Annotated in this window: 21 protein-coding genes; 5 read left to right on the forward strand and 16 right to left on the reverse strand. The window is 51.5% G+C overall.

Annotated elements, in window-relative coordinates; translation table 11 throughout:
* The first annotated feature begins 3 nt into the window (after positions 1-3).
* Together BM123_RS02090 and BM123_RS02095 are read left to right on the forward strand one after the other, a co-directional pair.
* The gene (locus BM123_RS02090; RefSeq protein WP_090165136.1) at positions 4-552 is read left to right on the forward strand and encodes an RNA polymerase sigma factor; all 549 of its coding nucleotides are present in this window, start codon (positions 4-6) and stop codon (positions 550-552) included.
* On the forward strand, positions 542-2,023 hold the full coding sequence (locus BM123_RS02095) for a hypothetical protein (RefSeq protein ID WP_090165137.1): 1,482 nt from the start codon (positions 542-544) through the stop codon (positions 2,021-2,023). Before BM123_RS02090 ends, BM123_RS02095 begins: the two co-directional genes overlap by 11 nt.
* 57 nt (positions 2,024-2,080) lie before the next feature.
* Here BM123_RS02095 and BM123_RS02100 read toward each other — a convergent pair whose 3' ends face one another.
* Positions 2,081-2,980 (reverse strand): NAD-dependent epimerase/dehydratase family protein, encoded by a 900-nt coding sequence (locus BM123_RS02100; protein WP_090165138.1) that lies wholly within the window; start codon positions 2,978-2,980, stop codon positions 2,081-2,083.
* Positions 2,981-3,228: 248 nt separating this feature from the next.
* Here BM123_RS02100 and BM123_RS02105 point away from each other — a divergent pair, with 248 nt between their 5' ends.
* Positions 3,229-5,718 (forward strand): DUF5686 and carboxypeptidase regulatory-like domain-containing protein, encoded by a 2,490-nt coding sequence (locus BM123_RS02105; RefSeq protein ID WP_090165139.1) that lies wholly within the window; start codon positions 3,229-3,231, stop codon positions 5,716-5,718.
* A 12-nt stretch (positions 5,719-5,730) separates the two neighbouring features.
* Here BM123_RS02105 and BM123_RS02110 read toward each other — a convergent pair whose 3' ends face one another.
* The 6 genes from BM123_RS02110 to BM123_RS02135 form a co-directional block, all read right to left on the reverse strand.
* Complete coding sequence (locus BM123_RS02110; RefSeq protein WP_090165140.1) at positions 5,731-6,432, reverse strand: cupin domain-containing protein; 702 nt, start codon at positions 6,430-6,432, stop codon at positions 5,731-5,733.
* 242 nt (positions 6,433-6,674) lie between these two features.
* Positions 6,675-7,757, reverse strand: a complete 1,083-nt coding sequence (locus BM123_RS02115) for a hypothetical protein (RefSeq protein WP_090165141.1) — start codon at positions 7,755-7,757, stop codon at positions 6,675-6,677.
* Complete coding sequence (locus BM123_RS02120; RefSeq protein WP_090165142.1) at positions 7,748-8,224, reverse strand: hypothetical protein; 477 nt, start codon at positions 8,222-8,224, stop codon at positions 7,748-7,750. Before BM123_RS02120 ends, BM123_RS02115 begins: the two co-directional genes overlap by 10 nt.
* A 111-nt stretch (positions 8,225-8,335) precedes the next feature.
* Positions 8,336-9,013, reverse strand: coding sequence for an ABC transporter ATP-binding protein (locus BM123_RS02125; protein ID WP_090165143.1), 678 nt, complete (start codon positions 9,011-9,013; stop codon positions 8,336-8,338).
* 120 nt (positions 9,014-9,133) lie between these two features.
* The gene (locus BM123_RS02130; RefSeq protein ID WP_090165144.1) at positions 9,134-10,060 is read right to left on the reverse strand and encodes a hypothetical protein; all 927 of its coding nucleotides are present in this window, start codon (positions 10,058-10,060) and stop codon (positions 9,134-9,136) included.
* A gap of 18 nt (positions 10,061-10,078) precedes the next feature.
* Positions 10,079-12,436 carry a B12-binding domain-containing radical SAM protein gene (locus BM123_RS02135; RefSeq protein ID WP_245748387.1) on the reverse strand — a complete coding sequence of 786 codons (2,358 nt, stop codon included), beginning with the start codon at positions 12,434-12,436 and terminating at the stop codon, positions 10,079-10,081.
* Between the two features lie 941 nt (positions 12,437-13,377).
* Between BM123_RS02135 and BM123_RS02140 the strand changes: the two genes are divergently transcribed.
* Entirely contained in the window at positions 13,378-16,509 is a 3,132-nt protein-coding gene (locus BM123_RS02140) for a sensor histidine kinase (protein WP_090165145.1), read from the forward strand.
* Here BM123_RS02140 and BM123_RS02145 read toward each other — a convergent pair.
* The 6 genes from BM123_RS02145 to BM123_RS02170 form a co-directional block, all read right to left on the reverse strand.
* Entirely contained in the window at positions 16,497-17,234 is a 738-nt protein-coding gene (locus tag BM123_RS02145; protein WP_090165146.1) for a LytR/AlgR family response regulator transcription factor, read from the reverse strand. The two genes, BM123_RS02140 and BM123_RS02145, sit on opposite strands and share 13 nt — an antisense overlap.
* Positions 17,235-17,836: 602 nt before the next feature.
* Positions 17,837-19,147 carry an adenosylhomocysteinase gene (gene ahcY, locus BM123_RS02150; RefSeq protein ID WP_090165147.1) on the reverse strand — a complete coding sequence of 437 codons (1,311 nt, stop codon included), beginning with the start codon at positions 19,145-19,147 and terminating at the stop codon, positions 17,837-17,839.
* A 116-nt stretch (positions 19,148-19,263) separates the two neighbouring features.
* Positions 19,264-19,995 carry a bacillithiol biosynthesis deacetylase BshB1 gene (gene bshB1 / locus BM123_RS02155; protein WP_090165148.1) on the reverse strand — a complete coding sequence of 244 codons (732 nt, stop codon included), beginning with the start codon at positions 19,993-19,995 and terminating at the stop codon, positions 19,264-19,266.
* 124 nt (positions 19,996-20,119) lie between these two features.
* Positions 20,120-20,632 (reverse strand): GTP cyclohydrolase II, encoded by a 513-nt coding sequence (locus BM123_RS02160; RefSeq protein WP_090165149.1) that lies wholly within the window; start codon positions 20,630-20,632, stop codon positions 20,120-20,122.
* A gap of 55 nt (positions 20,633-20,687) precedes the next feature.
* Positions 20,688-21,149: a GNAT family N-acetyltransferase gene (locus BM123_RS02165; RefSeq protein ID WP_090165150.1), complete on the reverse strand. Its 462-nt coding sequence runs from the start codon at positions 21,147-21,149 to the stop codon at positions 20,688-20,690.
* 46 nt (positions 21,150-21,195) lie between these two features.
* Entirely contained in the window at positions 21,196-22,533 is a 1,338-nt protein-coding gene (locus BM123_RS02170; RefSeq protein WP_406603235.1) for an L-serine ammonia-lyase, read from the reverse strand.
* A gap of 181 nt (positions 22,534-22,714) precedes the next feature.
* Between BM123_RS02170 and BM123_RS02175 the strand changes: the two genes are divergently transcribed.
* Positions 22,715-23,365, forward strand: a complete 651-nt coding sequence (locus BM123_RS02175) for a metal-dependent transcriptional regulator (RefSeq protein WP_090165152.1) — start codon at positions 22,715-22,717, stop codon at positions 23,363-23,365.
* Between the two features lies 1 nt (position 23,366).
* On the opposite strand, the gene BM123_RS02180 is transcribed toward BM123_RS02175, so the two are convergent.
* The 3 genes from BM123_RS02180 to BM123_RS02190 form a co-directional block, all read right to left on the reverse strand.
* The gene (locus tag BM123_RS02180; protein ID WP_090165153.1) at positions 23,367-23,624 is read right to left on the reverse strand and encodes a hypothetical protein; all 258 of its coding nucleotides are present in this window, start codon (positions 23,622-23,624) and stop codon (positions 23,367-23,369) included.
* A 173-nt stretch (positions 23,625-23,797) separates the two neighbouring features.
* Positions 23,798-24,397 carry a DUF420 domain-containing protein gene (locus BM123_RS02185; protein ID WP_090165154.1) on the reverse strand — a complete coding sequence of 200 codons (600 nt, stop codon included), beginning with the start codon at positions 24,395-24,397 and terminating at the stop codon, positions 23,798-23,800.
* A gap of 2 nt (positions 24,398-24,399) precedes the next feature.
* A complete protein-coding gene (locus tag BM123_RS02190) occupies positions 24,400-25,032 on the reverse strand; it encodes a hypothetical protein (protein ID WP_139211721.1) in 633 nt (210 codons plus the stop codon).
* Between the last annotated feature and the right edge of the window lie 330 nt (positions 25,033-25,362).

The raw sequence follows: 25,362 nt of genomic DNA on the forward strand, positions 1-25,362 counted from the left end.
AGCTTGATCACGGACGAACGGACATTGGTGGAACGTTGTCTGGCGGGTGACCGCCGGGCGCAGGAGGTGTTCTACCGGCGCTTCGCGCCGGCGGGGCTGGCCATCTGCCGACGCTACGCCAGTGACCGGGACGAAGTCATGGCCCTCCTGAATGGTGGCATGATGAAAGTGTTCTCCAAACTGGATCAATTCCGTTGGGAAGGCAGCCTCGAAGGCTGGGTCAAACGCCTCGTTTTCAATGCCGCTATCGACCAGTTCCGCAAGCATAAGAAAAGACCCACCATGGAGATCGTTGACTGGGACCGCCCAACTGACGATACCGCCACTCATTCTCTCTACGCCGAAGATCTGTGTAAACTGATTGATCTGCTACCCGAAACGAGTAAAGAAGTCTTCTGGCTTTTTGCCGTTGAGGGCTACAACCACGCCGAAATTGCCGGTCGTCTCAACTTCAGTGAGGGCAACAGCCGCTGGCACCTGAACAAAGCGCGGCAAATTTTACGCGAAAAATTGCAAACCAACCCCTTCAAATCCAACCGCTATGCAGGCTAACAAGAGCCGGGAATGGAAAGACGACGCTGCCTTTTGGGATGATGCCTGGAAGGACATGCAGCAGCGGCTCGACGGAGAGCCGCAAAAACGCCGGCCGGTACTCTGGTGGTGGCTGGGTCTGGGCACCGTCCTCCTGCTGTTGGCTGCGGCCACTTTCTGGTTCCTGCCTCCCTTTGGGAATGAATCATCTACTCCCGCAACAACGCCGGTACAATCACGGGAAGCTTCCGTAGTGGAGGCTCCCATTGCTGCCTCTGAGAATGTTACTTCGGTGACGGAGGCAACAGCGAAACTCACCCCGGGCGAAGGAAACCACCTCTCCTCACCGGCGAAGGCAGTAGCGCAGCTCACCCCTACCCGGAGGAAAGGCGCTAAAGAAAACGCAACGCGTCTTCCCGCAACGGACGCTTCCAATGAAGACCTCCAACCTGCGGCAGCTCAATCAAATATCTCAAATCGCATATCGAATATCGCATATCCTCAAGCCCTCTCCCCAACTCCAAAGACAGCAGCGCAGCTCACCCCGAACGAAGGAAACATCTCCCCACCCCCTCTCCAGAGGAGAGGGACTAAAGAAAACGCAGCGCGTTTTCCTGCAACAGACTCTTCCAAGGAAGATCTCCAATCTTCGGCAGCCCAATCAAAAACCTCAAATCGCATATCGGATATCGCCTATCCACAAGCTATCTCCCTGCTCCCAGGCGAAGACATCAGGCCGCTACCATCCGGGCTTGTTTTGCCAGAGGTTTCCCCCATTACACCGCGCAGTAAAAGCCGTTTTGAACTGTTGGCGGGCGGCACCCTGTCTGCTGCTTTTGCAAAACCTGGTTACTTCGCGGGCCTCAGCTATACACTGCCCAGCCGGGCTAAGATCAGTTTCCCGGTTTCCCTGCGCTATCGCTTCGATGCCATAGAGATCACGGGTCTGGATGGCAGTAGACTTTCTCCGGTGACTAACGAAAACGGGCAGCAGGTTGAATTTGATGAAAACCGGGCAGCCGAAGAGCTACTCTCTAATCTTGCCATTAATAATTTCAACGAGCTTCGCACTTCCAGTTTAGAGCTACGCTTCGGCATGGCCTGGCGGGCAGCACCGCGCCTGCGCTTATCCGGACATGGTGGACTGCAATACCTCTTCAGTGCCCGCGGGCCGTCCATCAGTTCTCAAGACAACACTTTCGCTGACCTGAGTGGAACCGGGCGATACATCGATCTGGACGTCGGAGGGCTGTTTTCCAATAGTTTCGACTTAGTATCCAGCCCGGTTGGCACTCCGAATGCTGGCAGCTCGCCCCCCGTTGGTGTTAATCGCTGGGCCTTACGAGCCGGGCTGAATGTCAATTATCAGCTGACCGGCCGCCTCGGTGTTTTTGCCGAAGGGCAATATTTGCTTACACCGATTTACCAGCAGCAAGTAGCAGAATTGCGGAAAGCGCAACTCGAGGCGGGAGTTAGCTGGCGGTTATGGTAGGGCGCGGACGCAGGTGCAAAGAAGGGTAAAGAGCAAGGTGGCCACACACTTTACCTTTTACCCCGACACGTACTTTCGCCAATTATGCTCTTCCTTAAAGCCCAGTACCTCCCGGATTTTCCGGTTGGAATACAAAGCCTCATGCTCTTCCAGTTCCCGGGAGAGTGGTACTCCGGGGAAAAAGCGCTCCGCCAACTCTCTGCTGGGGATGATCGCTCCGTTGTGGTCGTTGCCCGCGTTGAAAACCTGAAAGCCCAGGCCATCCTTCTGTAGGCAAAGGTCCACTATCTGCCCCAGGTCGCGGGCGTCAATGTAGCAGAAGGCGTTCCGCCGCCGTACTTCCGGATGCTTAAAATAGCCGGGAAAGAGCTCGGCGTATTCGTGCGGCTCAATCACGTTCCCGATGCGGAGCGCATAGATATCAAAGCCGGATCGCCGCTGGAAGCTACGCGCCGTTTTTTCGTTAACCACCTTGGATAGTCCGTAGCTATCCATCGGGTCAACGTCATAGTCTTCCTCCAGTGGCAGAACTTTGGGGTCTGTCTTCCCGTCCGAAAAACAGATACCGTAGGTAGTCTCCGACGAAGCGATGATGATTTTTTTAATCCCCAATTTTACCGCTGCTTCGATGACATTGTAAGTCCCTATCGTATTGACCCTGAAAGTCTCATTATCGGGTTGGAGCAATATCCTGGGCACGGCCGCAAAGTGGACGACCGCGTCAAAAGCTGGCACGCCCGTCCCCGCTTCCAGTTCATCAAAGCCGGCGTAAGCGCTCATGGCGTTGAACATCTGCCCGGAGTCCGTAATGTCAGCGATCAGATTATCCACTCCCGGATGATCCAGGGGTACAAGGTCCACATTCAATACCCGGTGGCCCTGCGCCAGCAGGTAAGGGATGACGTGTTTTCCGGCTTTGCCGGAGCCGCCGGTGAAGAGGATTCGTTTGGGGGACATTTTTAGCGTTGTTTTCGGTCAAGGTATAGAGCTCGGTCCGCAAAATAGGTTTTCGCACAAACATACTGTTTGCAAGCGTCCAACCATTCCATCTACCTCTTCCCTCCTTAAAGCCCACCACCATCTGAACCTCAAAGGCCTGTCGGTGTACATTCCTGCCAAACGAAAGACCTAAAGAACCCTTAAAGTCTTCCTGCAAGGCCTCTTTTTATGGTTTTACGCGTCTTTAGAGTACCCACTATAGCTAAATGAAACGAATACTTTTCTTTTTGTGTGCCCTGCTGGCGCTGCCGCTCGCTGCGCAAACCGTACTCGGACACATAACCAATGAGTTCAACGAGCCCGTCCCCTACGCCAATGTACTGGTACAGGAGCTGGGAACGGGCACTACCTCTGACGACCAGGGCTACTACGAACTCAACCTCAACCTGGAGGGCAACTACCGACTGGTATTCTCCAGCCTGGGATACACCTCCAATAAATCCAGCGTGATCGTTGGGCTGGACACCGTAGAGCTCAACATTCGCCTGGAAACCTCCGGTGTTGAGCTGAACGAAATAACGGTCAATGCCAGCAAGCGGGACCCCGCCTACGGCATCATGAAAAAGGTGTCCGATAACCGTACCCTGCACCTGCGTTCTGCGCCCCCTTCCCGCTCCAAAGTGTACGTCAAGGCCGTCGAAGAAATTGAACGTACCGCCCGCAGACCTGCTCCGGAGCCGGAAGAAACCGATGAGGGCGGCGTTCCTGATCCATTTGCGGAAGAGGAAAAAGCCCGGAAAGAACTCCTCGGCCGTCTCAACCTGCTGGAGATGGAAGTACAGCTCAACTTTCAGCCACCGCACAACTACAAAGAAGAGCGGACGGCCTACCAGGCCTACGGGAATGTCCGGGGCCTGTTCGTTCCCCGCTTCGCCGAAACCGACTTCAACTTCTACCGGAACATGGTGTCGCTGACTGACATTGCCGACTCCCCCGTCATCTCCCCATTGAGTGGAACGGGCGTACTGTCCTATAAATTCAAGCTCATCAGTACCGATCTGGAAGGCGACCAGATCGTGTACAAGATCAAAGTCACCCCCCGCAAACGAGGCAACTCCACCTGTGAGGGCTACCTCTGGATTAACGAAGGGAGCTGGACCATCAACCGCCTCGACCTCGGCTTCAGCAAGTACGCCCTGAAGTTTTTCGATGAGTTTCGGCTGGAACAGGACTACACCCCTTACGAAACCGCTGAGGGAGAGGACATCTGGATTGTCAATCGGCAGGCTCTGAAGTATGTCGCCAAACAAGGCAAGCGAACCACCTTCCGTGGCACGACAACGCTGAGCTACTCCGACTACGAACACAACTACGCTTTCCCTCCAAAGTTTTTTGGCAATGAGGTAGCCGTCACCACCCGCGAAGCCTACAAACGGGACAGTAGTTATTGGGAGGGAAGTCGTACCGTCGGGCTGACCGAAGAGGAGGCTAAAATGGTCAGCATCCGTGACAGTCTTAAAGCCATAACGTCCAGTAAGGAATACCAGGACAGCATCCAGGATCGCTACAACAAAATCACCCTGATGGAAATCGCCTGGGACGGTGTTGGCTTCCGCAACAACGAGCAAAAAAGCCACCTCTACGTTGGGTCTTTGCCCGAACTCATCGACTTCTCCGTCGTTGGCGGATGGCGTCTTGGCCCCTACGCTTCTTACAACCGTCGGTACCCGAACGGTCAGATGATCAATACTTCCGGCGGACTAAATTATGGTCTTAAAAACGGGGACCTGAACGGTCACTTCAGCACCTGGTTCCGCTACGACCCTTTCCGGCTCGGCGACCTTTCCGCCAGCGGCGGCCGGAGCTATGAATCCATCAACCAGTTTGATGCCTACCTGAACCAATTGCGGCCATCCAATTATATCCTCAAAGACGCCGGACGGGTCCGGCATTCCATCGAGCTGGTCAATGGTCTGACCGTCTACAATGAAGTAGAGCTCAGTGCCCGTAAGCCCATTACCGGTCTGGAAACCAGCTCTTTTCTGGATGGCCTGGTGGACGATGAAGAGGAAGTTCAGGAGTTCGAGCCCTATGAAGCCTTCATTACCACCACCGCAATCAGCTACACCCCGGGCCTGAAGTATATGCGGGAGCCTGACCGTAAGATTCGCCTGGGGAGCAAGTGGCCTACTTTTTCGGTGCTGCACCGGAAAGGATGGTCTGGCCCACTGGGCAGCGATATTGACTTTGATTTTGTTCGTTTTTCCATCGAGCAACAGATCATCTTTGGTGCTTTAGGCACCACGAACTATGAATTCCGGACGGGGAAGTTCATCAACACCAAAGACCTCCGCTTCATCGACATCAAGCGCTTCCGGCAGTCGGACCCGATCCTGATGTCTGATCCGCGGCAGACCTTCCAGGCGCTGGACACTTCGCTTAACACCAGTAACCTTTTTCTGGAGTTTCACCACATCCACCACTTCAACGGGGCGCTGGTCAATAATATCCCCCTGCTGAAGAAAACAAGAATCAAAGCGGTGGCCGGAGGCGGTTTCCTCTACCTGCCGGACGAGAAGTTTCGCTATCAGGAGGTGTTCGCCGGCATTGAGCGGGTGTTTAAGATCGGCGCCCGGCGCCGACTTCGGGTGGGCACTTATGCAGTCTTAGCCGATGCCAACAACGCTAAACCGACCACGGCCTTTAAGATCAGTTTTGATTTGATTGACCTCTGGAAGAAGGATTGGAGCTTTTAGGGCCGACGGCCATCAGACCGTCCGGATGTCTTCAATTTTCGCTGCCGACACCCCATCCACGATCGTCCGGTTAATCATCGGATGATCCTCATCCTTCGGGCCAAAATCAGAGTCTGGGTGATAAGCGACAACCGTGAGTTTGGCTCCTGCCCGGGTACGGAAGCGATGCGTCCCGTCGGGATGTATGATGAAGATTTTGCCGGGAATCAGGTCGTACTCTGCCTCCGGCGTTACGCAGGAGCCGCTGCCTTCAATGACCATCCCGACCCGCATAGATGGGTGAGTGTGTGCGGTTTGATCAATGTTCTCAGGGAAGAATAGCGCATTCAGGCAGGGGTCTCCCAATTTCACGGGGGGCACCAGTAAAGAATCTGTGCAACCATCAATGTATTTCAACCGGCCCCAGTCTTCAACCGGGCCACCAAGGGAATCCATTCCCCGAAAGCCTACCCGTTCAATAACGATGCCCCTTCCGCCACTCAGTGCAAAGCCGTCCTTCATGCAGAAGTATTGCCGGGCCAGTAGTTGATATCGGTTATTCGCCGTCGTGATTTCAGTCGGACCTTCAAATACATACCCGTAAAAGGTAGATCCTTCTTCCTTGAATGAGCAGTCCTCCGTCCAGGCGTGTAGCCGGGTGGGGTAATCATTATCGGAGTAATCATACAGAAGCCCATTGGCGAACTCGAATTCAGTGTAAGCAAGTTTATTCATTGGTTATAATTTTGGGTTTTGGGCAAAATCTGTGCCCCAATCTGTGAAAATCAGTGTAATCCGTGGTTAAAATGAAGTCGCGAAGCGACGACCACCTCATCTCCGTGTTCCTCCGTGTCCCCCTCCGTGCAACTCTGTGGTTAAACCTACAAGTCGCGCAGCGACCACTTCATCTCCGTGTTCCTCTGTGTCTCCCTCCGTGCAACTCTGTGGTTAAACCTACAAGTCGCGAAGCGACCACCTCAAACAATCCGCTGATTCTTAAAATCCCGGTGAAAAGTCTCCACACTAGGCGAAAAGTCATCTCCCATGGAAATCCGGTAGCGGACATTCCCCTGCTCCTTTCGGTTAAGGATGACGTTCTTCAACGAAGGTTCTTTAGTCTTTGTGCGTTGGTAGTCTTCATCTCCCGTAAACTGAAAGATGTAGTCCTTCGCCGCTTGTTTGTAGCTCATCAGCCCATCACAAGCCCGGTTAGGGTGATTATTGATGCTCCATTGCTGAAAGCGCTCATCCCGAAAAAAGTGATGCATCCGATCGTAGACAGACCGCGTGTCTTCCTCAAAGCTGAACACCGGAAGGCGCAGCGTCACCTGCTGCCATTTAATGGAAAAATTAAGCCACCAGAAGAGGTCGAAGGTGCTTTGAATAGCTACCGGAGCTGAAGCAATCTGCGGCGCGAGGTAGGCCATCAGCCGGTCCGTCTTCTTGCGGGAACTGAACTTTTCAAAGAGATGCAAAGGCAATACCTTCTCCCAGGGCTCATAGCAAAGCCCGTTCCGAATCAGGGGCAGGAGTTTATCGCTGCCAAATAGCTGATCGCCGTGCTCTCCGGTGACCAGTAAGTCCTGCTTACCGAAGTGCCCCGTGATGGGCGACCGGGTATGCCTGAAGGGCAATTGGTGAAGGATGTGCTGACGAAAGAACAGCGGATACTCATCAATTGAGATCATGTTTAACAGGGGCACCAGCCGGTAGTATTCTTCCTGGGGTAAGGCTCGCAGCAGAGCAATGAGAGCAACGGTAGAATCTATGCCACCCGACCAAAGCACCCGGATGGCGCGGTCTTCCCGCCGCGCCCGCGCTACAATGCCTTGGGCCACTGCATCACAAACCTCGCCAAAATCATGAGAATCAGGCGGAGGGCCAATATCTCCGGAAATGGGGTCCAGTACGCTGTAGGCAAAGCCCTGGTCCAGCGTCTCACTGCGGTCAATGATACCGCAGTCAAAGAACTTACAAGCCAGGATGTAGTCTTCCGGCAGGCGTTTGCCGTTGAGCACACCAGACTTTCCCCGGTGAGAATTCAAAAAAATTACACGCATAAAGCAGGTTGTTCAGATAGTGGAGAGCGGAGTAAGGTGGCCGTAAATCCATCGAAAGCAGCCTGGGTTGTCGCCCAGGTTTGGAACAGTTCTAATAGCGTTGGTTGCAGTACGCTTATTTCCGTCAGGTCTTGCCGAACGAGTTGGCGGAGATGCTCCAGCATCCCTTCATCCATGCCATCCGTGGATTGGTAGTAATCGATTTGTAACAGCAACTGAAAGTAACGACGCGTTAAGGAGGCCACACGAGCCTCGGCTCTTTTACCGTCGGCTCCAAGAGAAGCTAACAGCAGGATCTTACTGGCCAGTTCCGCCCGTCGTTGATCCACTTTGAGCAAAAGATCGTAGCGCACTTTATTGCGGCTCCAGACAAACTGCCGGTAGCGGAAGAAGCCAAAGTACAGACTAAGCAGCCAGCCCAGGCCAGCCAGTATGATGAGGTATTGATTCGTAGTAGCTATTAACACAATGGGAAAGACGCGAGAGATTGTTAACGGTTGCAGGGAGAGCGTTTGTACCGCCGACTTTAGCCGGCGGGGGCCTGATAAGACAATATTTGCCGCCGATTAAAGTCGGCGTTATAAACCAAGCCGCGAGAGCCGGTCACCCACCGTAACGTCAATCATTTCACTTTCCAGCGAGGCGTAGTCTGCCGGACTGACCTTCTTCACGAAATACCCCTCCCTGAGCAGGTAAATCTCGTCGCAGGTATCACTCAGGGTAGAAAATATGTGGGACGAGATCAGCACCGTCTTTCCCTTCTGCTTCAGTTCCCGGATAATTTCTGTGATGAGAATATTGCTCTGAATATCGACTCCATTAAAGGGCTCATCCAGAATAAAAATGTCGTTGGGCTGCAGCAATACGCCCAACAGTGCCAGCTTTTTCTTCATGCCGGTGGAGTAGTTCTCAGCGTACTCCTCCAGCGGAAGGTCAAAGACGTTGCGTTGGTCCAGGCGATCATCCGGCGCGCTACGCGCCTGGCAAAGGAGGCGGAGGTACTCCCGGCCGGTCATCTTCGGGAAGAAGAAGTTATTCGTTTGCAGGAAGCCAAGTCGGTGGCGGAAAGTATCGTCCACCCCGTTCACCGCTCCCTCGTGCGTGAGCAGACCAGCGATGCACCGGAAGAGCGTCGTCTTCCCCGCTCCGTTTTCCCCGATGATGCCGTAGACACCTCCGGCGGGGAAGGTGGCGCTAATGCTTTTGAGGACTTGGTTAGCTCCAAAGGACTTAGAGAGTTTGGTGAGGGTTACCACTAATAAAAATTTGAGGCAGCAAGATAACGTTTGTCTATCCGTTGATCCCGGTTGAGGTACTGTCCACAGTACCTCAACCGGGCTGGTCAGTTTCAGATTTAAGATACTGTGGACAACTCCTCAACCACCCCTCCCCAGCACCAGCCCGAGCCTTCGGCTCGCCAGTGAGAAATAGTAAGGCACAATTACCAGCAATAAGGGCGGCAGCATGATTCCCGCTCCGATGACAAAACCTTGTGGCAAGCTTATCTCCTGTGGGTAGGCCGTATACTTGATGGTGATCATCAAGGAGAGGTAGAGGAAGGCGATGAGTTGGCCCAGCAAAACGATTAACCACCATTCCGGGAAAAAGAGGAAGAGGCAAAGGATAAAGGGAAAGCCCAGCAGGAACAAATACCCGCAGCCGATGAATAGCTTACGGATCAGGAACTGCTTTCCCGTCATCGTATGTACCCAAACGTAGAAGCCCGGCTCGGGCCGCTGATAGAAGGCCATGGCCGTAAAGACGGTGACGAACCAGGCGAAGGCGGAGAGCTCGAAGTTGTCCGCCCGCAAGCCCATCACCAGCAGGAAGGCGGCGATGAGGAGCAGTGGCCACCACTGCCTGGCTCCGATGGCAAATTCAAACGGATAGCGGGAAAAGGGAGTGGGTAAGGCGAAAGAAGAACGGCTCCGACCGTTGAGAAAGGCCATCGCTCCTCCAACCAAAGCCTGCACCAGCGCCAGCGCCCAAAAACCAGTCGCCAGAAAAAGCAACACGAACGGTAGCGTAATCGCCCCGTTTTCTGCCAGCCTTATATTGCGGTAATCAGCGGGCAAAAACTGTATCTTTAAAAATCGGTTGCGCTCCGCTTCCCCCAGCAACTGAAGTGGAGATAGCCCCCCGGCAGCAATCGCATAGGCAGCATACTCCGAACGCTCCAGTAGTAACAAACTCCCTCCCACGAATACAAGCGGAACGAGCGTATACACCAACCAGGGCGCCAGCCCCCACGCCCGAAGGTGACGTTCTATAATCGTTCGCTGTAGCCGGAAGTAGTGTTTCATACGCGTTTAATCCTTTCCTTAAACGACCAGGAGCCCGTAGCCCCGCACCAGGGTCATTTCTTCCGTGTACCAAAAGTCTTCAAAGTCCGAAAAAGCAGCTTCATAATTGATCCGCAGTTCAGCAAGTGTCATCAGGCTTTGATCCCGGTCACCGATGCGTTTCAGCATTGACAGCAGCCAGGCTCCCCTACCCTCGTCGAAAGTCACAACGTCCGTATCCCGCCGGTCAAAGAGGCGGATTTCCAATTGATCTGCCCCCGGGTCAGTCACTTCCGGCTCGCCGCCCAACCAAATTATCCGGGCGGATTTACGGGAAAGGCTATCGTCTTCATATTCCAGAGCCGCCGCGATGTAGTCCGGAGAAATTGTTGTTTTCGGAACCGCAAAATCGAACCACTCGCTAAGCGGATAATCAAAGCACATTCCGTGCATATAGTTGAAGAGCGACTTCTTCAGGCCAAAGCTGAAGCGGCTATGATCGATGCCCGTGGAATCGGTAAACTGCACATCGTTGTTCGCAAACCCGATCGGCTGATGATGTGGTATGATGCCGTAGGCTTCGGGTTCCAGGCCAACGGGGCTGTGCGCCGTCAGGGCGAACTGATGCCAGAAACCCGACTGGATAGTTCCGGCTTCAAAAAGTTGCCGCACCATCTCCAGGCTGTCTACGGTTTCCTGCACGGTCTGCGTTGGGTAGCCGTACATCAGATAGCTGTGGACCATAATGCCGGCGTCAGTAAAAGCGGCCGTCACCCGGGCTACCTGTTCGACGGTGACTCCCTTCTTAATGAGTTCCAGCAGTCGGTCACTGGCTACCTCCAGCCCGCCGGAGACGGCAATGCAGCCGCTGGCCTGCAGCAGCCGGCAAAGGTCAGGTGTGAAGCTTTTTTCGAAGCGAATGTTCGTCCACCAGGTCAGTCGGAGTTTCCGCCGGATGATCTCGAGGGCCAGATCTCGCATCAGCGCGGGAGGGGCGGCCTCGTCAACGAAGTGAAAACCATTTTCGCCGGTTTGGGCAATGAGTTCTTCCATCCGGTCCACGAGCAAGGTCGCCTGCACCGGTTGGTAGTTGCCGATGTAATCGAGGCTGACGTCGCAGAAGGTACATTTGCCCCAGTAACAGCCGTGGGCCATCGTGAGTTTGTTCCAGCGGCCGTCACTCCAGAGGCTGTGCATCGGGTTGGCGATCTCGATGACGGAGATATAGCGATCGAGCGGCAGCCCCGTGTAATCGGGCGTACCGGTTTCGTGCATGCGGTAGTCGCGGCGGAGGGAAAAGTCGTTGTAGATCACTTCCCCGTCTTCCAGGTGGAAGGTGCGTTTGAGTAAGGGCTTCAGGCGCGGGACCGCAGGTGCAGCGGAGGTCTTAGGAGAGCAGTGTTCGTGCAGGAGCTCCAGGGGCAGTTCTCCGTCATCCAGCGTAATGTAGTCGAAGAATTGGAATACCCGCGCGTCGTTGACGCTGCGCAGCTCCGTGTTGGCAAATCCGCCGCCCATGGCTGTCTTTATACCTGGGTAAGTTTCCTTAAGCCACTTCGCGCAGCGGAAGGCGGAGTAGAGATTACCGGGAAAGGGGACGCTTAGGCAGGCTAAGGTAGTCTGGTAGTCTGGTAGTTCGGTAGGCTGCCGCGCGTTGGAGGTGTTGGAGGTACTGCCTTTAAAATGCGGAGCGTTTTCACTAGCCCCTTTCGCTTCGCGGCTTCCTTCGGAGGTCCGTTGAGCCGGAGGCGAAACTTGCAGGAGAGGGGTTGGGGAGAGGTTTCCTTCGCTCGGGGTGAGCTTCGCCTTCAGCACCTCTATGGTCACCTCGTCTACATAAGTCATGGGTCCCTGCAGCTTGTCGTACAGCTCATCAAACGAATTAGCGCTACGCCCGATTCGCTCCGCGTAACGGCTGAAGCCAAAGTCCGGGTCTACGCATTCAACGATAAAATCAGACAGGTCTTCGAGGTATAGCGTCGCCAGGTGCTTGGCTTTATCCTGGTGGCCCATGGTACCGAAGGCATAGTCCAGCTCGCTGAGCTGATCAAAGCGACTGGCCTGCGGGAGGAAGTTCTCGCTGGCAATCTGCCGGGCAAGCGTTGGTTGCTTTCCCTGCAGGAAAGCGATTACGGGCTCAACGGTTGCCAGGTATTCTTCGCGCAGGGCGAAGATGCGTTTGGCATTGCTGCTTAGTTCCTTCCCTTGCACCTGCGAGCGCGCAAAAATTTCCGTCATCCGTTTTTGCGAAAACAGCTCCAGAATCACCTCAATGCCCAGGTCTATCTGCTCCGTAGCAATGTTCTTCGTATTCAGAAAACCCTTCAGGTAAGCCGTCGCCGGGTAGGGCGTATTCAGCTGAGTGAAAGGAGGCGTTATGAGGAGGATATCGGACACGGGCCGAAGGTACGGAATGAGCGCGTTCTGCTTCTTCAAGTGTTGTCATTATGATGAAAAGGGCAAATAAAAAAGCCGGTCCCAATTCAAGGGACCGGCAATATGTGTTGTTCAAGTCTTCTTATATAGCCTATGGAAAATAGTAAAATGCAAACCCTAAATCGTTTTGTTCAAGCGTAAAATTTCTCCTTATTAAAACATATTATCTGTAAATGACCGCTGGCAACCATGACGGCCTGGTCATCATAGACAAATGAATTTGCTTATGATGCTTTCGGCACTAATCAATCGCCTCTTCACGGAGGCAGCAATTCCTCAGCGCGACCATTCGTCGTAAAAAATAACCAACCTGCTATTTCATTAAACTGCAAATATTGAATATCCAACCTAAACGCATAAGTAAAACCAATAGAAAAGCTCACCAAAACGATGGGCGAAACAGCATTTCACAGCTGTTTTTTTTCTTCTACTAACTCTACAAAGCTGCTTCTGAAGGCGAATAAAAAAAATGGAATAAAGCATTCAAAAGATCAAAAAAAAGCGGCTAAAGGCCCTTTACTGGTTATAAATTTACACCAAAGCATTTACTAAAATGAGCTAAAAGTGGTAGAGCTACCTTTTTTTAGTGTGAACATGATCTTTACTTCTATGAACGCCTGATGGATTGCTCAGTGATCATGGTAAATGTGAATTCACGTGAGCTTTTGAAGTGTGAACGCCGGCATGGCACAAGTTAATCTGAACAAGCTCCAATAGAGGAGCAAATGAACATTGCTCTTTTTCCTGGCCACTTTCGGTATAAAATATTCTTATTAGATTTGATGCACTAAGAACTACACACTTCTACACAGACGAACGCTTATTTCTGTTCGTCAGTCGATTATTCCATCCCATTGATATCTATCGCTTACATTCATTCCGGCTTGGCTACTAAGGCTTTTATGACCAGTCAGCTTCTGCTGTTGTTATTGCTTTCCCCGATCTTTCTGATGGGACAGGAAGAAGCGTACGAGATAAAATTTATTTCCTTTGAAGACGGTCTTCCTAACCGCTCTACGACCTGCGTTGCCCAGGATTCTATCGGACAAATCTGGGTAGGTATGTCCACTGGTCTGGCGATGTATAACGGACAAGAATTCGTGTTTGCGACGGATCGTGAGTCCTTACCATTCTCCAGGTACATAAGCGACCTGCAATTGACAGCTGATGATCATTTTCGCATTATAACCGACAACGGAACTTCCTTTCTTTTCTCCCCTTATACACGAGATGCCCGGGGCTACAATTTCCGGCAAGAGCGTTTTCCTAATCGTCTTAAAAGGCTTCCTTCTCCCGCTACAGCCCCTTCCCTGTTTTTTACTGATCCGAGCCAACGGATATTCGGCTCCGACCCTGACACCCCAATCAACTCAACCGTCCGTTTCGACCAAACCTCTCAGCCAACTCCCTGGGGTACCGTCCTCCATTTAGACCCCAATGAATGGCAGGCAACCGAGTATGATACTAGTGGCACCCTTATTGGCAAGATTAAATTCCCCGGACGCAAAGCGCCCATCTTACGTCCCCGTTTTTTTATGGAAGGCACGGATCAGTATAGCTTCAACTTTCGGATTCTCCCAACTATGGATCGCCTGGAAGAACTGCTTTGGTTTTTAAGCAAAGACAGAGTAGCTTCTAAGATACCACTCAACAGGGCTGGCAAACCATTGCGCTTTAAAGACCTGAGGAATAATACTGATGACAAGAGGTTCGTCTTACAACGGGATGCCAACCATAATCTTTGGCTGGCTACCACAGAAGTCCTATGGATCTTTGATGAGAAAGGGGAGATGATCGCAGATTTATCCGACCAACTCAATAAGCTGGCTGTCGTTGCCTGGAGTCCGATGCATTTTTTCATTGATGTTACCGGGAACACCTGGCTGAGCACAACTACTGGCTTATTCCTCATCAGTACTCGTTCCAAACTGTTCAAGACCCACTTTAAGGACGAGCGGAACACTTCCGTCAGGGGAATTACAGAAATATCTGATGGTCGATTACTGGTAGGTACATACCAAAAAAACCGCGTAATTGACCTGGCAACAGATTCCATTAAGCCATTCTGCCTGCCCGATCTTTGCTGGTGCATGAACGCCTTTTTCCGGATGGAGAACGGAGAGATCCTGACCGGCACCTATGGCAATAACATTAGTATGATCCGGGATGACTCCATCCATGTTTTTGGCGAAAACAACTCCAGGGCCGCCTTACTCTTACCCTATTATCATTCCGCCAGCAAAACTTACTTTTTTGGGACTCCCCTGGGCGTTTATTTTTCTTCAGCCCATGACAAAAACTACCTCCCCTATTCCAAACTAAATGGTTTTGACCTGATTCAACAATCCACCATTACCCATTTTCATGATACCCCATCGGGCTTATGGATCGGCAGTTCAAATGGCCTGTTTCTCCTACAGGCGGAAAAAGGGATCGTCCGCTCAAAATTCAGTAAATACAACGTAAAGCATTTCTTTGAAGATGAGCAGGGCATATTCTGGATTGCTACTGCTAACGCTGGTCTTATTCGTTGGAACCCCGAAACTGACGTGCATCGCACTTTCACCATTCAGGATGGCCTGACCAACAACACCCTGTACGCTGTCTACCAGGACGACGATGGTTACCTCTGGCTACCGAGTAATAAAGGGCTTATGCGATTCTGCCCGAGAGAGGAGAATATCATTAGTTTTCACCCTGCGGACGGTATCGCACATGATGAGTTCAATACCTTTTCTCACTACAGAGCTACCGACGGAACGCTGTATTTTGGAGGGCTTGATGGCTTGACATCCTTTCATCCCTCCGACATTAACCTCAAGGAAAGTAAGGCCCCACTTCGCATTAACAGCCTTACTCAGCACATTAACGCCACCAACAAAATCGAAGATCGGACAGCTTCCCTGCTCAGTAGCCGGAAAATTGAAATGGCCTCTGGCGATAAGTTTTTCCTGCTCTCTTTTAATCTGCTTGATTATACTTCTTCCGACATTTCCTACGCCTGGAAGATGGAAGGCGTGTTTGATGATTGGAACTATCAGAAAGAAAATCGTCTACGCCTTTTGGGCCTCCCCTACGGTACTCATAAACTCAGGATAAAAGCACGTGCTTCCGGAAGCGGTTGGATTGATCGGGAGCTGTTGATTCCGGTAATCGTTCATCGACCTTTTTACTTCTCCCTCCCTTTCTTATTAGCTATGGCATTCCTGCTGACCCTATTGACCTTCGGGTTTATTCAGTATCGTACTGCCCGCCTGCGCCAAAGAAGCTTAGAACTACAACGGGAAGTAGCCGAACGGACAGAAGAACTTGCCATAAAAAACAAAGAGCTTCAAAACATAAACTCTACCAAAGACCGGCTCTTCGCTATGATTTCACACGACCTGCGGGCGCCTTTGATTTCTTTGCGAGGCCTGACCAAAAAGGTTAATTTCCTGATTGAAAGAAACCGAATTCACGAAGTTCATCAAATAGGAGAAACCGTAGATGGCGCAGTAGCTCGTACGCAAAAGCTACTCGACAATCTCCTTTCCTGGGCTATCGTTCAGGGAGAAGGCTTTAAACTGCAACCGGAAAAACTTGACGTCGCAGAATTGCTCCGCGAAGCTCAGTCCCTATACCTGGATTTAGCTAATGCTAAGTCTATCAATCTCGTCCTCTCCGACCCGCATGGATGTATTTATGCCGACAGGCAAAGTGTGCTAACCATCCTGCGTAACCTGGTGGATAATGCGGTAAAGTTTACTCCTAAGGGAGGCAAAGTTTCCCTTTCAGCATTGTCCTGCCGACAGAACAGCTCCGTCACCCTGATCGTGTCTGATAGCGGAGTGGGCATCCCTCCTGCAAAACTAAAAAACATCTTTGCGCTGGAAAACCGATCTTCGACCAATGGAACCTCCGGCGAGCCCGGTACCGGACTGGGGTTGATATTGAGTGGGGACCTTGCCCGACAAAACAATGGGATCCTGACCGTAAAAAGTACGCCCGGCCGGGGAAGCATCTTTAGCCTGCAACTTCCCGCTCATAAGCGGTGAAGCCAACTGTCCACCTCTTCCCGATAGGAACTCCCGATTGCCAGCGTTTCTCCCGCAACAATTATCTCGGACTCAGCGAAGCTGAGTTGATCGACCATGTTGAAGTTCACGAGCTGGCTACGGTTAATTTGTAAAAAGCCTTGCCCTGACAGGATTTCCTTAAACCTGCGCAAGGGTTTGTTTACAACGTAGCGACGTCCGTTTTCGTGGAGGTAACAGTAATTTCCATCCGCTTCAATAAGGGAAATGTCTGAAACAACAAGTTTTACTAAGCCCTTACCATGACGGACAAACAGAAACTTATTAACGATCTGTTTCCTTGACCACTCTTCCAGTGCTTTGTCAACCACACCAGGATCATCATAATTGCTTAATGCGCTCTCAATAATGGCATTCAGACTTACGGGCTTTAATGGCTTTTCAATGTAGCCACTTGGAAATTCTTTTTTCGCATATTCGTACAACTTGCGGTCATTACTGGAAGTCATCAATACAACCGGTATACCTCTTCTCCGCATTTTGTTTACGACCTGAACACCCTCCGGTTTTCCGCCAAAATAGATGTCTGCCAGCACCAAATCCGGAAGATCGTCATCCGCCGGAGTCCACTCAGTCGGCTTTTCAATTACGGGCATAACGTCGTACCCTAATTCAGTCAATACCATTTCGAGCTCTAGCGCATAGCTGGCATCATCCTCAATGATCTGAATCTTAGTCTTTGGCATTTCACAAAAATAGACGGATGGTGGAAAAGAAAACTTCCTGAATCCCGATTCTAATGACTAAAGCCGCTTTTTTTTATCCAAACACACTTTTTTGACCTGTTAAGCATAATCAAAAGGAAATAAATTCAGAATTTTCACTCACCTGTTTACACGATCAACCATCCTGCTCTGCTGAACAAATCCTAAGTACCTGCGTACGCGCCCTACGAAAAACCGCTATTCAACCGTGCAAATCCAGGCTCGCTGACAGTACCTGAAAAAAAAACCGCCTCCCAGGGGAAGCGGCCGTAAGATCTATCGTTCATAGCGTTCAATCATCTCTCAATAGTAGAGGCCCTCTGGAATCCTAAAACAGAAGTGGCCTTTAAAAAACCCAATATCGTAATTATTAGTGAATAAGTATTCAAAAAAAAGAAAATATTCTATTTAGGCACCCAAATATAGCTTTTTAAGCACCAATATTTTCAACTTTAACACTAATTGCCATGAAAATGGCATGGCAACCATCATCACGTTCTTTAAAATGTCTTCCTGAATTTTGCCAGACAGGTATAATGAGCAAGCGCTGATTCTAAGAAAGAAGAACCAGCGCTTGCCATTAATTAGTAGCGGTAATGCTCAGGCTTGTAAGGTCCACCAACGGGTACGTCAATGTACTCGGCCTGATCGACTGACAGCTCTTCCAGCTCGACACCAATCTTGGAGAGGTGCAGGCGGGCTACTTTCTCGTCCAGGTGCTTAGGCAGCATATATACTTTGTTTTCGTACTTGTCGCTGTTTTCCCACAATTCCAGCTGCGCCAGCGTCTGGTTAGTGAAAGAGTTAGACATAACGAAAGAAGGGTGACCGGTTCCACAACCGAGATTCACCAGACGACCTTCTGCCAGGATGATCACGTCGTTGCCGTCTACGTTATAGAGGTCAACCTGTGGCTTGATCTGGTCTTTGGTATCACCGTAGTTAGCGTTGAGCCATGCCATATCGATCTCGTTGTCGAAGTGACCGATGTTACAAACGATGACTTTGTCGTTCATCGCCTTGAAGTGCTGTTCCGTGAGGATGTTGAAGTTACCGGTAGCGGTAACGATGATGTCCGCACGGTGAATGGCCGTCATCATCTTTTTAACCTCAAATCCGTCCATGGCGGCCTGTAGGGCACAGATGGGGTCGGCCTCGGTAACGATTACCCGGCAACCAGCACCGCGCAGGGAAGCGGCAGTCCCCTTACCTACGTCACCATAACCGGCAACGATGGCTACCTTACCGGCCATCATTACGTCAGTCGCACGGCGGATAGCGTCTACGGCAGATTCCTGACAGCCGTACTTGTTGTCGAACTTAGACTTCGTAACGGAGTCGTTCACGTTGATGGCAGGCATCACCAGGGTACCTTTCTTCATCCGCTCGTACAGGCGGTGAACACCAGTAGTCGTTTCTTCGGAGAGTCCTTTGATTCCGGCGCAGAGCTCGGGGTAATCATCGAAGACCATGTTGGTGAGGTCACCACCGTCGTCCAGGATCATGTTCAGCGGTTCACCACCGGGGAAGGCGTGGAGCGTCTGTTCGATACACCAGTTGAACTCTTCTTCGTTCATTCCTTTCCAGGCGAAAACAGGGATGCCGGCAGCAGCGATGGCTGCAGCGGCGTGGTCCTGAGTGGAGAAAATGTTACAGCTGGACCAGGTAACGTCAGCACCCAGCTCCACCAGCGTCTCAATCAGGACTGCCGTTTGGATCGTCATGTGCAAACAGCCGGCAATGCGGGCTCCTTTGAGTGGCTTCGATGCGCCAAACTCCTCCCGGAGGGCCATCAGACCAGGCATTTCTGCCTCCGCCAGGCGGATCTCCTTGCGGCCCCAGGCCGCCAGGTTGATGTCTTTTACTTTATAATTCGTTGCTGTTGCAGTAGACATATTTTTTCATTTTTGCGGCTGCAAAGGTAGGTTTTTTTACGGTCTATTCCTAACCTACTGATCGGCTAAGCAACACAAGCGCAAGCTCGAAACCGGACGCTCAACGCGCAACGACCTCACTTCAGATCAAATAAGTCCTCCACCCCAGGATACCGGCTGACCTCAAAGCCCTCGGCAAACTCAAAACCCGCTTCCCTGCCTAAGCTCCTGCCCTTTGCCTGTATGAAGGCCATAAAATCAGCACCGCTGATGGGCGTCTTGGCTTCCTTACTGTATTTGCCTTCCTTATGGTCATCAAACTGGGAAGCAAAACAGCGTATCAGCTCCATCTTTTTGGTCAGGTACGGGCTGATGTCGACTACAAAGTCCGGTTTACGGTTCTGATCCTGAATGTAGTGATACAGTGCTTTGGGCCGCCACCGTTCCTGAGGCTTGCCATCTTCTCCCAGTGTTTCGATCTTCATTAGCCCGCTATAAAAGCAAGCGTCCGAAACGAGTTTTGCGGCCCGACCGTGATCGGGGTGCCGGTCGCCCAGAGCGTTGGCCAATACAATACCGGGTTGACAACTGCGGATGACACCAATGATTTTGCGGAGATTGGCTTCTTCGTACTGCATGAAGCCATCCGGCATATCCAGGTTGATCCTGAATTTAGCACCCATTTTTTTGGCGGAAGCAGCCGCCTCAACGGTCCTGATTTCTGCACTTCCCCGGGTGCCAAGTTCTCCACGGGTCAGGTCGAGCAGGCCAACGGTATACCCCAGGTCAATATGTCGGAGGAGCGTTCCGGAGGAGCTAAGTTCTACATCGTCAGGGTGTACGCCAATGGCGAGAATATCTACTTTCATGGTGTTCAATTTGAGGTAAGAACCTCTTTCAGCGATCAGACCTGCAAATCAGTCGTCTTTTCGGGCGCTGTACGCAGGTGCAAGGTAAAGGTTTAAATAGCAATGAACTGTCCTGTAGCATCGTTCAAAGCACAATCTCTTTTGTCCCCGTCACAACGACCTCCTGCTCCCGCAAAGTCGCCACCTTTTTCTCATTGTTGGTCAGCATTCTTACGGAGCTTACCCCCAAATCGTTGAGGATCTTAGCCGCCGCTCTGAAGTCCCGGTTATCCCGTTTAAAGCCCGCTAACTCATAAGCATCTGCCTGCCCCTCCCCTTCCCGCTTAAACCGAACGCTGTTCAGCAAAGCAAAATGACCATTGCCCTTACCCTCCTGATCCAGCAAAATGATGATCCCCCTGCCCGCCCTTGCAATCAACTGCTGCGAAACATCCATTTGCTCCTGGCAGTCACATTCCACACTGTTGAAGTAGTGCCCAAAAATACAGGAAGAATGTACCCGGCAGAGTACGTCCTCCGCCCCGGACAAATCTCCCAGGTACAACGCAATCGACTCTTTCTGCCCATCATAGTAAAGGGCTTCTTTGAAGGTTCCGTATTTGGTCCTGAGGTCGCCCTGGGTGAGTTTTACGATCATGGGGTTTTGGCGCGAAGGTAGCAAGTATCAGGGGCACTCTCTTAGCCCTGATTAACTACGAGTTCAGCTCAATCCGATGAGATACCTTTTCCTCCCCCAACACCTTTTCGAACCCACAGCGAACGTAAAACGCGCCCGCAGCAAGCTCCCCAGTATACAGCGATACCCGTTCGAAATTTGCGGCATGCTGCTGCAGGATAAAGTCTACCAGCATTTTACCCACGCCCTTTCTCCGGTAAGCTTCCTTCACGTAGAAGCGCCGCAACCTCCCGTCTGCGGCGGACGCTCCGTAGGGATCAGTGTTTATTCCACCGATCGCAACTAACTCTCCCTGGGCCCGCACTTCATATAAGCCCTCCCCTGCTGCGGAGAACGTATTTGTTCCGTTAAGCCAGTCTTTTTCCAACCGTAGCAGGAATCTATATCCTTCCAGCTGACTCTCCTGTTGAAGAGCTTTGAAGCCTTCAACGGGAAATGCTGCTATCTTATTAATGGTATTATACTTCTCTACTACCATACTATAATGACTATCCTACTACCATTACTATCCCTCCTACCTGAGCCTAACACTCTGGCAGCACTACCGGTAAATTAAACGCCAGCCCGCCTTCTGAGGTCTCCTTATACTTACTATTCATGGCTTTGGCCGTGTCCCACATGGTTTTGATGACGGTGTCGATGTCGACCTTAGAGTGTTCCGGGTCACCGGCCAGGGCGAGGTTAGCGGCCGTAATGGCTTTCATGGCGCCCATGGCATTGCGCTCAATGCAGGGAATTTGTACCAGCCCGCCTACGGGATCACAGGTGAGGCCAAGGTGATGCTCCATGGCAATCTCAGCGGCCATGAGCACCTGCCGGGGAGACCCTCCCTGCACCTGCGTCAGCGCCCCCGCCGCCATTGCCGACGACACCCCGATCTCCGCCTGACAACCACCCACCGCCGCCGAGATCGTCGCTCCTTTTTTAAACAAGCAGCCAATTTCTCCCGCCACGAGCAGGAAGTCGTCCACCCCGAAATTCGGCTCCGGGTCACAGAAAAAATAATAGTACAGCAAGACTGCAGGCACTACCCCGGCGGCCCCGTTCGTGGGCGAGGTAACGATTCGCCCCATTGCTGCATTCTCTTCGTTGACCGCCAGCGCGAAGCAGCTGATCCATTTGTTGATGGTCCGGAAGTCAGCAGTTGTACTTCTTACGCCAGCCTCCCACTCTGCCTGGTTGCTAAAGGGACGATGCTCCAGTAAATCGTCGCAAATCCCTTTCGCGCGCCTGCGAACGTTTAGTCCACCGGGAAGCACTCCCTCCGTGATGCAGCCCCGGTAAACCGACTTTTTCATTACATCGATAATCTCCTGGAGTTTCTGACGGACTTCCGCTGCCGGACGAAGAGACAGTTCATTATCAAAGACAATCTCCGCAATACTCTTATTTAATTCATCCGTGTAGCCGAGGATGTCCCTCCCCTTCTCAATCGGGTGCGGAAATTTCACCCGCTTTCCCTTGGGGCGAACACCGACTTCCTTGATGAACCCTCCACCCACGGAAGCATAGGTCCCCACCTTCACCACCTCTTCCTGGAAATACGCCAAAAACTCTAAGGTATTTGGATGGCTCTTTCGGTTGACATTGGTAAATAGAATATCCCGCTCAGGATCGAAGGGCAAAAAGCGTTCCCCAATGGTGAGGATCTTATTTTCCTGAAGCTCCGCCAGTATTTCCGGGATACTGCCCGTGTCCACCGTTACGGGATCATAGCCCATCAAGCCCAGTTGCACGGCAGCATCGGTAGCGTGCCCCCGCCCTGTCTTCGACAGGGAACCAAACAAATGGACCTCCAGCCGATCAAACGCCAGGCCTTCCAACGAAAGCAAAAACCGGGAAGCTGCCTTCCAGGGTCCAATGGTATGAGAACTGGAAGGGCCAACCCCAATCTTGAAAATTTCGAAAACGCTGATGGCGGGCATAAACCAATGTATTGAGCAGTGGGAAATCTCACTCAAATCTAAACCATTGTCCTGACAATATTACTGCCGCTACCTTTTTTCTTCTTCTCCTCTTTTCCATTACTTATCTTCGCTCCTCATGGCAAGCCCAACCGTAGAAAATTATCTTAAGGCATTATTCTCTCTTTCCAATGAGGAGGGAAAAGTCAGTATTTCTGACCTCAGCAAAACACTGGGAGTGAGCCCGCCAACGGCCAATAATATGGTCCGAAAACTCCATGATCGGGGCTTGGTAGTTTACCAAAAATATAAGCCGCTACTACTGACTAAAAAGGGCCGTAAGGAGGCAGCGCTCATCGTTCGCAAGCATCGGCTTACGGAGATGTATCTGGTTGAACAGATGGGCTTTGGCTGGGAGGAAGTCCATGATATTGCCGAACAAATTGAGCACGTCAAAAGCCCTGATTTCTTTAACCGGATGGATGAACTAATGGGTAATCCGGCCTTCGATCCACACGGCTCCCCGATCCCTGACGAGCAGGGGGAATTGACCCAGACGAACCGTAAATGTCTTAGTGATTGTGAGCCCGGGCAGACCGTTTCTGTCGTTGGGCTGGCCCATCGTTCCAACGATTTTTTGTTGCTCATGAACGAAAAGAAGATCGCTCTGCAAACAAAAATTCACATCCTTACCAAGCAACTATTTGATGGTTCAATGGCTGTTGCCTACACAGGGCATCCAAAAGAAGTTCTCTCCAAGGTGATCACCGATAAGATTCTGGTGGAGTAATTTACTCAGCGACCAGTTCCTCCTCGTCGATATTCTTGCGTCCGCGCCACCAAAAGAAAGCTACCGCGCCAATCAGTACGTAGGGCATCCCCAACAGATAGAGAATTCCCTGATTAAGACCGCGGCCTTCCGTTCCACCATTAGCCAGATTGGTTTCCGCAGTAGCACGACACATAGGACATTGCGCTAATAATTCTTCTCCCGTTCCAAGGATCATCACCAGGGCAAAAGCAAAAGCGATCAGCAGTAATTTTCTCATAACAGAAGGAATTTAATAGTGATACAAAGATAAGGTAAACCGGCCCTCTAAAAGTTCAAAATTGAGGCGCGGAAGGCCGTCTCTCGTAGCGAGGGGTAAGCAATGGGCCAAAGGTCATGGCGCAACCCCTCTTTTTCGTTGTTCTGGCGTAGCCTACTATTTTCGTTATCTCCCTAAGGATAGTATCCCCGCAACATCAAATACACTACGGGTCCCGTAATCGCTACGTACAGCCAAAGTGGCCAAACGATCCGGGCCATTTTCCTATGCATTTCGTATTTCCCCACAAGTGCCCGTAAAGTCGTCAGCAAAATGAAGGGAAGCAAAATGCCCGCCAGCGAAATGTGGGACAGAAGAATGACCAGGTAAGTCGTTCGCTTACCGGCAACGGCGGCTTCTTCTGCAGCGGAGAGCAGCCCGTCATGGTCTACATCTCCGTAAATCACCTCTGGCGTCGTAAAATGATAAACGACGTAACATAGCAGGAATAAGACCGAAAACCCGAGGGCAAGTGCATTAGCATTTCGGTGCGCTACTACTTTACGTTGCTTGATGAAGTAGAGGGAAAATAGCAGCGCAACGGCGGTAAGGGCGTTGAGTGTAGCGTTTACTGCGGGCAAAAAACCTACGTCCCAGCCATCCGGTACCGGCAGCTTGTATTGTCGCATAAGACCGACCAGCAACAACACGGCAACCGAAGCAACCCATACGGCAATCTTCAGGCCACGTTCTTTTTCTGGGTAAGTCGTTAGTTCAGGATAAGCTTTTATCATCTCTATAATTCTTTATCGCGTTCCAGTACTATCTCAGGGCGCTGGGGCAATGGTATGATCAGGGAAATAAGTTGTACTAATCCAAGCGTCTCGTCACGGCTGCCCAGATCATAATGTTTCACAATAGTCAGGGAGCTGTCTACCAGTGCTACAACAGGACTCTCTCCCGGTGTACCGGGTAGCTTAAAGTCCCTGGCAGTCTGCAGAAAATTTTCATCGTCAGCCGAAAGAAAGCTCAGCATGTCACTATTCTCCAAATGATGTTTTTCCGCAAATTCCTTCGCCACCGCAGCAGGGTCATCTGCATGAGTAATTGTGGTAAAGTAAAGGTTAGGACTATCCTTGAACTGTTGGTAAACGCTGTCCAGCATTTGCCCGTAAGTGTTCGTTGTTGCGGGCTTGGTTGGATCCATCCAACCCACAACGGTCATGGCCCCACGCAACTGCTCAGGAAGCTCCCCCCGCACCGGGGACAGGTCCTGCAAATCGGGCATTTTCCCGAAATCGCCCTGCGTCATAATCCCGTCTTTACGATACTCATACCCTCTGGACAGGTACAAATAAGACACGGCGGGAAGGCCAACCAACAAGAGCAATACGATACCCGTACTTAGAATTCCACTGCGCTTTGCCATAATGATTTTATCTTCTCCAAAGGTAACCACGTGATCGCCAGATTGATCACAAAAAAGTCGATTATGACGCTCCCGTGGGATTCCGGGGCGCGGGACCGTGGTTGCTGAGCGAAGCCGAAGTACAGGTGCAAGGGTAAACCCTTTCAGGCCCGGAGGGCTGTCTCTCGTAGCGAGTGGGAAGCAACGGACAGAAGGGGTCCTTTGCCCCGCCCCTCGTTTCAGTTATCCCAAGCACATCACCCCTAAAATAGGGTGTGTAACCTGATTGTGAATTAGACCGACTGTTTTTGCAAAACGCGTAGCGTTTTCAAGCAGCCCCTCCCCCGTGGG

The sequence above is a fragment of the Neolewinella agarilytica genome, from assembly GCF_900110645.1.
Taxonomy (GTDB): domain Bacteria; phylum Bacteroidota; class Bacteroidia; order Chitinophagales; family Saprospiraceae; genus Neolewinella; species Neolewinella agarilytica.